A 12,400-nucleotide genomic window follows, 5' to 3' on the forward strand; every position below is an offset into this window, starting at 1 on the left:
GCGACAGCAACAATTGTTTTATCTGTGCGAAAGCGTAGCGACAGCAACAACAAATGTTTTCTGTAGCGAAAGCAAAGCGGCAGCTACAAAGCGCCCAGCCGGAACGGAAATCAACCCCTCGTTGTGCCGAAGAGTAATACTATTCATTTACGTAATAGGATTTCAACAAACTAAAAGGATGCCGAAACTAGTTCAGCATCCTTATTTATTTTAATCTTCATCATCCTCGGAAGGATCATCAAATGGTAGTTGATAGATATATTGTGCTAAATGTGCAATTGGAGTAGTTTCTAAAAATGATGATTCTGCTTCGTTCGCTTTTAAAATATTGATTTCTTCATTCAGTCGTTCCATTTTTCGATCGAGTTCAGCTACTTGAATGGCTGCCTCCTTCAATTCAAAACGGATATGTTCAGGTACTTCCTTGTTGTATTTGTAATAGATTTTATGTTCAAGGCTAGCCCAGAAGTCCATTGCAATTGTTCGAATTTGAATTTCGGCATATACCTTCTCCATACGATCAGACATAAAAATGGGGATTTTTATTATAAGATGCAAGCTTTGATAGCCATTTCCCTTTGGGGATGCAATATAATCCTTTACCTCCACAACTTCAATATCATTTTGTGCCTGTAACATTGCACTCACTTTATATATATCTTCTACAAAGGAGCATGTAATTCGGACGCCTGCGATATCACGAATGTTTTCACGAATTGCTTCAATAGATGGCTTAAGGTTCCTTTTCTTGACCTTCAATAATATACTTTTCGGTGATTTTACTCGAGTTGATAAATGCTCTATCGGGTTATATTCATGAATTAGTTTAAACTCTTCTTGTAAAATATTTATTTTCGTTTCAATTTCCTGCAAGGCAAATTTATAGGCTAAGAAGAAGCGTGTTAATTCTGTTTGTAAAGTTTGTATAGTAGTTGCTTCAAGTTCATTTTTCATACTTCATTAAATCCTTTCTATTAATAAATGTGCACACAACTAATAGTAGCTTTTCGAAACTAGCTACTATATAGAAATAAGTGCTCTGAATCTTATAGCGTTATTGTTTCATCTAGTTCAAATAAAAAAAGGGGAGTTTAGTCCCTATAGTAAATCAAACGATAATTTCAGCATTTAGTTTCATAAAAAGGAAAAATATAATCCATATTATAAAGTGACTTCACAATACCCCGCCTTGTTTGCAATAATCCACTACGTCTGAATAATGCAAATCTCCACCAAAAATTGAAAGAGCGCTACCGATTGTAACGTGAAGTCTACCATTTGCGATATTTTTAAATTTCTTTAAGTCGTCTAAAGATCGAACGCCACCAGCATATGTTGTTGGAATCGTTGTCCAAGAGGCTAAATCATGCACTAGGCTTTCCTGTATACCACCTTTTTTTCCTTCCACATCAACAGCGTGAATAAGTAGTTCATCACAGAAATTTTCGATAAATACAATAGACTCAGCATTTACTTCAAAATCACTAAACTTTGTCCATTTATCAGTAACAACAAACCATTTTCCATCGCGCATACGGCAGCTTAAATCAATGACAAGATGCTCTTTACCAATATTCTGTACTAATTGTTTGAGACGATCTAAATGGAGCTTACCATCATAGAAAATAAATGATGTAACAATAACATGAGTAGCTCCTGCATCAATATATTTTTTTGCATTTTCTGAGGTGATGCCGCCGCCTACCTGCAACCCTTGAGGATATGCTGCTAATGCTGCTAATGCGGCCTCTTCGTTTCCATCACCTAGCATAATGACGTGACCACCTGTTAATTGATCCTTGGCAAACATTTTTGCATAATAACTAGAGTCATGATTTGAAATATAGTTCTCGATAACTTCTTGATCGTTATGACCTAGTGTGCTGCCAACAATTTGTTTTACTTTGCCATCGTGTAAATCGATGCAAGGTCTAAATTCCATTAGCTTCACAATCCTTCCGTACAATAAATTCACCTATATCATAGCATGGAAAGGTTGATAATAACTGTGAATTATCAGTTATCGAAATATTCTTTCAGTGTTTTCGTAGCAAAAGTGATACGGCAGCTACAAAATTTTTTGTAGCAAATTAAAATGATCAGCTAACAGAAGTCTCCCGTCCCTTCAGCGTGTATCCAAGCAACCGCTGAAATAGAGGTCTGCATTGGTAAAACGCTACGTCCTGTGGCATTACCGATGCAAGTTTAAAAAAGACGATTTCGGGCGCATTGTTTATCTGTAGCGAAAGCAAAGCGACAGCTACAATTATGTCGAGACATAATTGATTAAAATTTAGTGAATTCTCTTTTTAAACGATTTTTCAAGTTACGGTATGGTAAAATATAATGATTGAAATGAACGGGAAAGGACGAACCGAAAATGGCAGATAATCTTGATTTATTTGAACTAAATAAATTTTTTATACTCGGACGTCCAATCGTCTCTATCTTCCATAATGCGCAAAATATGTATTCGATAGTTCGTGTGAAAATTCAAGAGACCAACTTACAGTATGAAGATAAAGAAATAATAGTTGTTGGATATTTTCCGCCGCTACAAATGGATGAACAATATCGTTTTACAGGGTTATTGAAACAACATCCAAAATATGGTGTGCAATTTCAAATTGAGACATTTACAAAGGAAGTGCCAGCAACAGAGCAAGGAATTATTCATTACTTATCGAGTGATTTGTTTGTTGGAATCGGAAGAAAAACCGCTGAAACAATCGTAGAGAAACTAGGCGCAAATGCGTTACGTCTTATTTTAGAGGACCCAAATGCGCTTGATGCTGTACCTCGTTTATCTGCTGAAAAAAAAGAGGTTATCCATCGTACGATTGAACAAAATCTAGGCTTAGAACGTGTGATGATTCAACTTAATGAATGGGGTTTCGGACCACAGCTCGGCATGAAAATTTACCAAACATATCGCACAGAGGCAATTGAATTATTAACTGAAAATCCATATCGCCTAATTGAAGATGTAGAAGGTGTAGGTTTCTTTCGTGCGGATGAACTAGGTTCTAAATTGGGTATTACCGGCAATCATTCAGACCGTATTAAGGCGGCGATTCTACATACTCTCAATACTGCAGCATTATCGGATGGGCATGTGTATTTAGATGCAGAAAATGTTTTACCACTTGTAAAAGATATGCTTGAGCAAAGCCAACGAGAGGAAATTCCCTTTGAAATTATTTCTAAAGCTTGCATCGAATTGCGAGAGGAAAGTAAGATTTGTGGGGAAGAAACGAGACTCTATTTGCCATCTCTATATTTCTCAGAAGTAGGAATTGCATCAAAAATAGTAGGTTTAATCGAACGTAACAAGAAAGCTGAACATTTTAGTAAGGACGAAATACGTAAAGCGATAGGTGAAACAGAAGAGCTGCTCAATGTCACATATGCTGAAACACAAGCGAATGCTATTCAACAAGCGCTAAACTCAGCCGTTATGATTTTAACTGGTGGACCTGGTACAGGTAAAACAACTGTTGTTCGGGGTGTAGTAGAAGTGTATGCAAAGCTACACGGACTATCATTAAACCCGAAGGAATATGCACAAAAAGAAGAGCCATTTCCGATTATTTTATGTGCTCCAACAGGACGTGCGGCCAAGCGTTTATCGGAATCAACAGAGCTTCCCGCAATGACAATTCATCGATTGCTAGGTTTTACTGGTCAGGAAAAAGAGGAAGAAACTGAGCGTGAAGTTACAGGAAAACTCATTATTGTAGACGAAATGTCGATGGTCGATACTTGGCTCGCACATCAATTATTAAAATCCTTGCATGAGGATGTACAAGTTGTATTTGTTGGCGATCAAGATCAACTTCCGCCAGTAGGACCAGGACAGGTGTTAAAGGATTTGTTGGCTTCCGGGCAAATACCTACTGTGGAATTAACAGAGGTTTATCGACAAGCAGAGGGCTCAACTATTATTGAACTTGCTCACCAAATTAAACGTGGTAATATCACAAATGACTTAACGTTAAAAACGTCTGATCGTTCATTTATTAAAGCCTCATCAGATCAAGTAGCAAACGTTGTCACACAGGTTGTGAAAAGTGCGGTTACGAAAGGGCAAGAAATTCGAAATATCCAAGTGCTAGCACCAATGTACAAAGGTCCAGCAGGAATAGACAATTTAAATAAAATGATCCAGGAGCTTATTAATCCAAACGATACTGGTACTAGAAAAGAGCTCGTCTTTGGGGATGTCACATATCGTATAAAGGATAAAGTCTTACAACTTGTCAATCAACCAGAAAGTAATGTTTTTAATGGTGATATGGGTGAGGTAATCAGTATTATTAAGGCAAAGGAAACAATTGAGAAACAAGATTTGCTTGTTGTATCATTCGACGGTATTGAAGTAACTTATCAACGTACTGACCTCAATCAATTGACACTTGCCTACTGTTGTTCTATTCATAAATCGCAAGGCTCTGAGTTCCAAACGGTTATTATGCCGGTCGTACGAGGCTATTCTAAAATGTTGCGTCGTAATTTGTTATATACAGGTATTACGCGTGCAAAAAATTTCTTAATTTTATGTGGTGAGCCTGATGTGCTAGCTGATGGTTTACAGCGTACGGATGATTTACAGCGCTTCACGTCTCTACGTGCAAGGCTCAATCCAATGGATAATGCAGAGGAAATTGTAGAATTAGAAACGATTCCATTAAACGAAGATTTACAAAATGAAAAACAAGCCATTGATTTCAAGCTAACGGTAGAAACGGAATCATATATCCATCCATTGATTGGAATGGACGGTATCTCGCCATATGATTACTTAGATAAGTAAAAGAGGATAGTATGAGGGGCAGAAAAAGTAATCAATAACAACATTCGACCAAATGGTCCTACCATATGCACAGTAAAATACAAAACCCGATCAATTCGAATTGATCGGGTTTTGTTGTGCGACCTTTTTGATTAGTGAATGCCAACTAAGTGATGTTTAACTACTTCATATGCTTGGCACACATTTTTAAATTGATCTTTTTCTTTGGCGATCATATCTGAAGCAATAGAAAATAAAAGATTTTCTTCATTATGGTCCTCCATTTTGCTCATTAAAGCAGCTTCCATTTGCGCCACGTACGAGATGATTTGTTTATTCATATATATTCTCCTTTAATAAAAAAGATGTTTTCGTTTTTAGTTTCGAAGCTATCTTACACCTGCATAAATAAAAAATCTAGAAATTCTGTACTAGTCGAAGGAGACTTTTTTGTGAATGTGTCGCAAAAATGAACTTGTTAAAAAAGTGCTGATTGAAACCGTTTTTCTCTAAAATAACTGAAAAATCGTGCAATGAAGGCAGTTTTTAACTGTATTTATAAAGTAGTACAGTTTGTGAATTATGAGGGGTTGCTATAATACAGCTTGCTGAAGCGGAACCTATTTTAGGGAATGTCATATACTAAATAAGTATAAAAAACATTTGTAACGTTTAGGGGTGACTGCATGCCAGTAATTACAGGAAAGCAATATATCGACCGTATTGACGCTTTACAAACATATATTTCAATTGATGGGAAAGTTGTCACAGGGAAGGTGTCGGAGCATCCAGCATTTAAGGGAGTAATGCAGAGTCAGGCAAGGCTTTTTGATTTACAAAATGAAGAGGCATTGGTTGAAAAGATGACATATGTTTCACCAACGAGTAATAACCGTGTAGGTATGTCTTTCCTTCAAGCGGTGACAGTCGAAGATCTCGTGAAAAGACGTAATGCAATACGTGAGTGGGCATTATCCAATAATGGCCTTATGGGGAGAAGCCCGGATTACATGAATACGACATTAATGGCTCTAGCATCGGTTGCAGAATATTTGAAAGATAAGCCAAATTGTTTCCCTCAGCATTTGTTAAAATTTTATGAGTATGCTCGAGAGAATGATTTGACTATGACACATACATTTATCGAGCCACAAGTAAACCGTCAAAAATTTTATTTTGAAGATGAAGAGGTTACAATTGCAGCTAAGATTGTCGATAAAACGAGCGAGGGGTTAGTCATTAAAGGTGCGAGATTACTAGCGACACAGGGAGGAATTACAGATGAACTCCTTGTTATATCAACAAATGGTTTTGATGAAGGAAAAGGCTATTCTTTCTCAATACCAAGTAATACAAAAGGTTTAAAGTTTTTATGTAGGCAATCATTTGTCGGAGGAGAATCGGCTTTTGATTATCCATTAAGTAGTCGTTACGAGGAAATGGATGCAATCGTTGTATTTGATAATGTTGTAGTACCGTGGGAACGCGTCTTTTATTATGAGAATGTGGAAGTTGCCAATAACTTTTTGAACGTAAGTGGTTTTCAAACACATGGTTTACACCAAGTTCTTACACGACAAATTGCCAAAACTGAATTTGTCTTAGGTGTTGTACAGTCAATTATAAATACGATAAATATCGGCGAATACCAACATGTACAGCAAAAGGTAGTTGATATCATCGTGACATTAGAAACGATGAAAGCCTTACTGTTAAAGTCTGAAATAGAAGCAAAAAAAGATGCTTTTGGTTTTATAAGACCTGACCTTCCAACAGTACAAGTAGCTATTCAGGTTTTCCCTAAAGTGTATCCGACCTTTACAGAAATTATCCAGCTACTTGGCGCAAGTGGACTAATGTCCATTCCAAGTGAAAAAGCATTTACTGCGGATGACGGCGATCTTGAACACTATTTACAATCTTTTCAAGATGGTGGAGAGGAGCGCGTCAAAAAATTCCGCCTAGCTTGGGATTTAACGATGAGTAGCTTCGGTACAAGACAAACACTGTATGAGCGCTTTTTCTTTGGGGACCCAGTCCGTTTAGCTAGCGCGCTTTATAATTCTTACAATAGGGAAGAATTAGTGAATAGAGTAGAAAGCTTTTTAAAAAATAATAATTAGTTTCGAGGAAGTAACTGTTTAAAACTAATTTAAACAGTTACTTCTCTTTGATATGAGTTGCTGTGAAAAATATACAATATCAATAGCTTTATAGATTAGTCAGCACATCATCAAAAGTAACGATTCCAAGGAGTTGAAAGTTCTCTGTTACAACAGGGACTGCTAAAAGACCATATTTGCGTATGATTTGGAAGACCTCAGATTGGTCTGTGTTGGCAGTCACTGAAATGATTCCAGAGTTCATAATTTCACCCATTCGACTCTCTGATGGGGAAATGATAAGCTCTCGTAATGATATGACACCAAGCAATTGTTTATTGGAATCTGTAACGTATAAGTAATAAAAAGTTTCTGCATCTACTTCGCTATGCTTTAGACGTTCAAACACATCAATTACTAAATCATCTTTTGCAACTATTACTACGTCTGTTGTCATCAAGGCTCCCACTGACCCTTTTTTGTATTGAAGTAATTGCTTAATATCATCGGCTTCATCTTTTTCCATTTGCGCTAAATAATAATCAGCTTCTTTATATGATAGTAGCCCCAAAAAATCGGTAGCGTCATCTGAAGGTAATTCATTTAACATCTCCACTGCAAATGGACGGTCAAGCTCCAAAATACACTTTTTCTGTAAAGATGGTTCTAACTCGCTAAAAATTTCTCCAAATTCACAAGGAGTTAAAAATGAATAAATTGTGAAGCGTCTTTCCTCACTAAGTTCTATAAAAAATGTTGCTTGATCCATAGGGTGTAAATCTAGAAAATCCTTTCGAAAAGAATCTTTTTTTCCAGACTTTAAAGATTGCAACATGTAGTATGTGTACTCTTCTTTATATTTATATTGATGTAGTCTAATCATTATTGACGCTCCTTTCTATTACAAATTCTCAATTTCGACACTCAGGACGTGATCAATCTTTTTGACATAATAATAAATCTCCGTCGTATATTGGTCTTCTGGTACCGAAAGAATTAAGTCAATTAATTGGTGATCGTTATCAATATCTTTGAGCTTGAAATGCCGAATTTTATACTCGTATTTTTTGGAAGATCCATTTTGCCCTCTATGCTTAATCATTTTAATTAATTCTGTCATACGATAATTCGATTCCACGATAATCTTTAATGAAATATCCTGTCGGTTAAGTGTTGATAAACCTAATGTTTTAATAAAAAAGGGCACAATGTTGACTGCCACTATCAAAAGGATGACAGCACATGTTGCCTCTATATAAAACCCCGCCCCGATAGAAATTCCAAGGGCAGAAGCTGACCAGATTAGCGCAGCGGAAGTAAGACCAGAAATCACCTCGTTACTTCTTCGTAAAATAACACCAGCACCAATGAAACCAACTCCACTTACAATCTGCGCAGCAAGTCTCATCGGATCCATATTCGGATGGTTGGCACCTCCAAATTTTCCGAATGCTTCTATGGAGACAATGGTTAATAAACAGCTGGCAATACAGATGACCATACTAGGTCTCATGCCAAGTTGTTTTTGTTTAATCTGTCTATCAATCCCAATCAATAATCCGAATAGTAAAGCTAGGCTTAACTTGATTATCATTTCTACTGTCATTATCATCGTCAATCACCTCTTCAGTTCTTTTTATAGAATGCCACTAAAATAAAAATAATATAAAAAAGCTCCCGTAAAAAAGGGAGCTTCTTGCTTAGAATGTATCTTGTTCGACGTACACATCAAATAAACCTATCTTGGTAAACGCCAATTTGCGAAAAAATTCATAATTGGGTTTTTGAAGTAAGGGACATATGCGGACTGAACGCAAAAACGCTGCCTTTTGCCATATTCGAATTATTTAAAAATATGAAATGCCATATCGAATAACTATCCATCACATGTTCCCCCTTTTATAGTCAAATAAAATAAAACCCCCTCTAACGATTTAGAGGGGGTGAAAAGCGCACAAAAAAACAAAAAAAGTACGTTCGTTTCCCCTTAATCGAGTTTTAGCACTATACACCGTAAAGAAATGACATCATTTCTTAGCCACCTTAAGAAAAGCCTTAATTCGGCAATTCCTGTTCTACCCATGGGTATCTTTCGATATTTCTGGGCAGTGGCCTATGTTTGCATAGGAGCCTCACCTAACGAGGACATATAGTTTTCAAGTGAATTGTACTCCGAATAATTTTGGTTGTCAACAACTGTTCAAAAGAAAAAACCTTAAAAAATGGTATCAGGGAAATAGTGTATTTTCGGTGCATCATCATAACATGGGAGGATTTCTGTTCCGTCTGGGGGTCCGATTAGCCACTTGGGGCAAAATGATATTGGCTACGAATGCGTATCACAGAGACGTAATTCCTCTTTACCCTTCCCTCGCCTACTGGCTCGCTCCAGGGTCTTGTAAATCCTCTATTTGATGAGCCATATTTTTATGCTTACAATTTTTACTTAATCAAATTGTGGGGTAGAGATTTTTCGAATTTAAAATTTATAAATTTGTAATTTACGATAATCAATAGCCTCTGTAACAGTTGTTAAGCCCTTTTCAGAATACGTAAGTTTTTTTATTTAAAACTGCTGAACAAAAAATCTAAATAGGATCAATACAAAAATCGATGAAAATACATAGAGTGGAGAGGGGCAATTGCTTTTTGTCTCTCTACTTTCGTTACGGAGCAAAGTTTACTGGAATCTTTTTGGTAATATGTGAGCTACGAGATTATGCCGAGGCATAATTGATTAGAGTAAAGTATTACGAAAGCTCTTTATCTGTTTTGTTTGAGAAAATTTTTTTCGTAAACAACCGCAAATTTCTACTCCGTTTATTTCTTATTTCGCACGGGAATTCGTAATAAAAAAAACCTAAAAAAAATTTTTTGACTCTTGACAAATCAAAAAATACGGCTTACGATTGCGAAGAAATTAAATAAAACCTCGTTAGGTGAGGCTCCTATACAAACATAGGCCACTGCCCAGAAATATCGAAAGATGCCCATGGGTAGAACAGGAATTGCCGGATTAAGGCTTTTCATAAGGTGGCTAAGAGATAAATTCATCTCTTTACGGTGTATAGTGCTAAAACTCGACTAGGGGGAATCGAAAGTGCTTTTTTGTGCTGCTTATTTTTGTGCACTTTTTAAACCCTCTAGGACTCCTAGAGGGTTTTTTAATTTCCAAAAAGATCCTTATTGCATAATGCCATATCGATTAAATCCTTTTAGCAGGGGTAAAAGAGTTCATTTTTAGAAAGGAGGGGGTCAAAATGGAGAGTCCGAGTCCGACCGATGAAGATAGTAGGAGTAAAAAACTTAAATCTGTTTTAATTCAGCAGATTAGGAGGGCGATTCAATGCTTAAAATCTATAAAAGAAGCAAAGAAGGGCTACTGGAAGAACAGCCTAAGATCGTTCAGGGTAGCTGTGTATATCTCACTGAACCATCCGAAGAGGATATACAGTATGTTGCTAATCGACTTGGAGTATCAACTGACTTTATTAGTGACTCCCTTGATATTGATGAACGATCACGAATAGAAAAAAGCGGAAATGATTTATTACTGATTGTCAATGTACCCTTAAAAATGCCAAATGGTGAAACTATACCATATAGGACAATTCCAATCGGTATTATTCAAACAAGTGAAGTAATTGTAATAATTTGTCGCGTTAATCATCCGATTTTACAGGAATTTAGCAAAATTCTCGATAAGAATTTTAATAACAATATAAACGTATCTTTTATTTTACAATTGTTGCTTATTTCGGCCCGTTATTGTTTACGATGCCTTGATGATATTAATCAAAAAGTTATTGTATCTGAAAAATTAATACAAAAATCAATCAAGAACAGTGAAGTGTATACTTTACTCAATATAAATAAGAGTCTTGTTTATTTCATAAAGGCGTTAACAGTAAATCTTGTAATGATGAGGAAATTGTCAAGAGTACTTGAAATGAATGAAGAAGATGAAAAACGGATGCAAGACACTCTTAATGAGATGCAACAAGCTCTTGATACATCAAAAATTTACAACGAAAATTTAGGTAATATGATGGATGCATATTCTGCGGCGATTGAAATTAACCTTAGTGTTGTAGTGAAAGTTTTAACTGCATTTACGATTATCTTGACGTTTCCGACGATGGTCGCAACAATTTATGGGATGAATTTCCCATTACCAAAGCAAGATGGTGCATATGCATTAGCAGTACTAATGTCAATCTCTGCAGTCATTAGCTTGTTGACAGGTTGGGTATTTTATAAAAAACGGCTATTTTAGAAGAGAAAGTGAGGAGAAAAGATGCTTACGATATATCAAAGTAATTCAATAGGTCAATTACAACAGGTATCTGATATTGTTCACAACACGTTGCTCTATCTTGTGGATCCGACAGATGCTGAAATTTCTCAAATTTCAAATAAACTTAATGTTCCGAAAGATTTTATTCGTGATTCCTTAGACATCAATGAGCGACCTCGGATTGAAAAAGAAGATTCGTCAATGGTCATCATTCTTAATTCTCCTGTTGTGATGAATGAGGAACGTTTGTACGAGGAAATTCCTTATCGTACGATACCAATCGGGATTATTCATGTAAAGGACCATTTAATAATTGTCACAAAAGAAGACAATCCATTATGTAGAGACATATTTTCAGGAAAATATGGAACATTTCAAACGCATATGAAGACTCGAATAACATTACTTCTATTTGAAGCGATTGCTCAATCGTATCTCGATTTTCTCAAGCGTATAAAAGCGCAGGTTGGACGATTACAGCGAGAATTAAAAGAATCACATAACAATCGAGAGCTTTTTGGTCTGATTCATATTAATAAAAGTTTAGTATATTTTTCAACATCTTTACGAGCTATGCGCAATGTCTTTTTACACCTTTCCAAAGGGCAGGATATAAAGCTATACGTAGAAGATCAACAAATGTTGCATAATGCGCTCGTAGATATTGAACAAGCAGCGGAAGTAACAGAAATGCGAAGTCTTAGTTTAAGTGGTCTTATGGATGCGTACGCAGCAATCACTCATAATAATCTGAATAGTGTTTTGAAAATACTGACTACTCTTACGCTTGTACTAATGATTCCGACTATAATTGGAAGTGTTTTCTCGATGAACGTCCCATTGCCCTATGAAGATCAGCCATTCATGTTCTTAGTAGTTATTGGACTAATGGTAGGAATCAGTGGAAGTCTCTTCTACGTATTTTACAAATCAAAATTTTTGCGTTTCTAATATATTCAGATAGTACGTAAGAAAGGTTGTGTTATAAAATGCTTTTAATTAACAAAAGTACCTCAGAAGGTAAGTTTGAACAAACATCAAAAATTGGTTATAACAGCTGGCTTCATCTTGAAGCACCAACAACAAGTGAAATTGAACATGTAGAGGCAGCTCTTGGTGTTCCAAATAATTTTTTAACGGATTCACTTGATATAGAAGAACGCCCACGAATTGAAGAGCGCAACGGAGCGGTCTTGATGGTTATTCATG

At 36.1% G+C, this 12,400-nt stretch carries 10 protein-coding genes, 1 pseudogene and 2 riboswitches; of the genes and pseudogenes, 6 read left to right on the forward strand and 5 right to left on the reverse strand.

Annotated features, from left to right (window positions below):
• A partial coding sequence (locus tag ACFXN8_RS20800) for a hypothetical protein (protein WP_386847483.1) occupies positions 1-214 on the forward strand: 214 nt, incomplete at its 5' end.
• On the opposite strand, the gene ACFXN8_RS20805 is transcribed toward ACFXN8_RS20800, so the two are convergent.
• Positions 211-954, reverse strand: coding sequence for a GTP pyrophosphokinase (locus tag ACFXN8_RS20805; protein ID WP_376073797.1), 744 nt, complete (start codon positions 952-954; stop codon positions 211-213). The two genes, ACFXN8_RS20800 and ACFXN8_RS20805, sit on opposite strands and share 4 nt — an antisense overlap.
• Positions 955-1,174: 220 nt before the next feature.
• The gene (gene hisA / locus ACFXN8_RS20810; RefSeq protein ID WP_376073796.1) at positions 1,175-1,942 is read right to left on the reverse strand and encodes a phosphoribosylformimino-5-aminoimidazole carboxamide ribotide isomerase; all 768 of its coding nucleotides are present in this window, start codon (positions 1,940-1,942) and stop codon (positions 1,175-1,177) included.
• 438 nt (positions 1,943-2,380) lie between these two features.
• Here hisA and recD2 point away from each other — a divergent pair, with 438 nt between their 5' ends.
• Positions 2,381-4,813: an SF1B family DNA helicase RecD2 gene (gene recD2, locus ACFXN8_RS20815; RefSeq protein ID WP_386847484.1), complete on the forward strand. Its 2,433-nt coding sequence runs from the start codon at positions 2,381-2,383 to the stop codon at positions 4,811-4,813.
• A gap of 131 nt (positions 4,814-4,944) precedes the next feature.
• On the opposite strand, the gene ACFXN8_RS20820 is transcribed toward recD2, so the two are convergent.
• Positions 4,945-5,133 carry a hypothetical protein gene (locus ACFXN8_RS20820; RefSeq protein ID WP_376073792.1) on the reverse strand — a complete coding sequence of 63 codons (189 nt, stop codon included), beginning with the start codon at positions 5,131-5,133 and terminating at the stop codon, positions 4,945-4,947.
• 345 nt (positions 5,134-5,478) lie between these two features.
• Here ACFXN8_RS20820 and hpaB point away from each other — a divergent pair, with 345 nt between their 5' ends.
• Positions 5,479-6,915, forward strand: a complete 1,437-nt coding sequence (hpaB, locus tag ACFXN8_RS20825) for a 4-hydroxyphenylacetate 3-monooxygenase, oxygenase component (protein WP_376073791.1) — start codon at positions 5,479-5,481, stop codon at positions 6,913-6,915.
• Positions 6,916-7,003: 88 nt separating this feature from the next.
• On the opposite strand, the gene ACFXN8_RS20830 is transcribed toward hpaB, so the two are convergent.
• The gene (locus ACFXN8_RS20830) at positions 7,004-7,777 is read right to left on the reverse strand and encodes a magnesium transporter (protein ID WP_386847485.1); all 774 of its coding nucleotides are present in this window, start codon (positions 7,775-7,777) and stop codon (positions 7,004-7,006) included.
• Between the two features lie 18 nt (positions 7,778-7,795).
• Complete coding sequence (locus ACFXN8_RS20835) at positions 7,796-8,500, reverse strand: MgtC/SapB family protein (RefSeq protein WP_370042174.1); 705 nt, start codon at positions 8,498-8,500, stop codon at positions 7,796-7,798.
• A 371-nt stretch (positions 8,501-8,871) separates the two neighbouring features.
• Positions 8,872-9,045, reverse strand: a riboswitch (M-box (ykoK) riboswitch).
• Positions 9,046-9,818: 773 nt separating this feature from the next.
• A riboswitch (M-box (ykoK) riboswitch) is annotated at positions 9,819-9,993 on the forward strand.
• Positions 9,994-10,240: 247 nt separating this feature from the next.
• On the opposite strand from ACFXN8_RS20835, the gene ACFXN8_RS20840 reads away from it, so the two are divergent.
• The 3 genes and pseudogenes from ACFXN8_RS20840 to ACFXN8_RS20850 all read left to right on the forward strand — a co-directional run.
• Positions 10,241-11,170, forward strand: a complete 930-nt coding sequence (locus ACFXN8_RS20840) for a magnesium transporter CorA family protein (protein ID WP_386847486.1) — start codon at positions 10,241-10,243, stop codon at positions 11,168-11,170.
• Positions 11,171-11,191: 21 nt separating this feature from the next.
• Positions 11,192-12,142, forward strand: coding sequence for a magnesium transporter CorA family protein (locus tag ACFXN8_RS20845; RefSeq protein ID WP_376073787.1), 951 nt, complete (start codon positions 11,192-11,194; stop codon positions 12,140-12,142).
• Positions 12,143-12,180: 38 nt separating this feature from the next.
• Positions 12,181-12,400: pseudogene (locus tag ACFXN8_RS20850) on the forward strand (CorA family divalent cation transporter); the annotation flags it as partial.

Origin of the sequence: Lysinibacillus sp. NPDC059133, assembly GCF_042755925.1 — a bacterium.
Lineage (GTDB): Bacteria > Bacillota > Bacilli > Bacillales_A > Planococcaceae > Lysinibacillus.

Excerpts from the sequence above, each read along its gene's own strand:
- ACFXN8_RS20845 (WP_376073787.1), top strand. The coding sequence starts at position 11,192 with ATGCTTACGATATATCAAAGTAATTCAATAGGTCAATTACAACAGGTA.
- ACFXN8_RS20835 (WP_370042174.1), bottom strand. The coding sequence starts at position 8,500 with ATGACAGTAGAAATGATAATCAAGTTAAGCCTAGCTTTACTATTCGGA.
- ACFXN8_RS20805 (WP_376073797.1), bottom strand. The coding sequence starts at position 954 with ATGAAAAATGAACTTGAAGCAACTACTATACAAACTTTACAAACAGAA.
- hisA (WP_376073796.1), bottom strand. The coding sequence starts at position 1,942 with ATGGAATTTAGACCTTGCATCGATTTACACGATGGCAAAGTAAAACAA.
- hpaB (WP_376073791.1), top strand. The coding sequence starts at position 5,479 with ATGCCAGTAATTACAGGAAAGCAATATATCGACCGTATTGACGCTTTA.
- ACFXN8_RS20830 (WP_386847485.1), bottom strand. The coding sequence starts at position 7,777 with ATGATTAGACTACATCAATATAAATATAAAGAAGAGTACACATACTAC.
- ACFXN8_RS20820 (WP_376073792.1), bottom strand. The coding sequence starts at position 5,133 with ATGAATAAACAAATCATCTCGTACGTGGCGCAAATGGAAGCTGCTTTA.
- recD2 (WP_386847484.1), top strand. The coding sequence starts at position 2,381 with ATGGCAGATAATCTTGATTTATTTGAACTAAATAAATTTTTTATACTC.
- ACFXN8_RS20840 (WP_386847486.1), top strand. The coding sequence starts at position 10,241 with ATGCTTAAAATCTATAAAAGAAGCAAAGAAGGGCTACTGGAAGAACAG.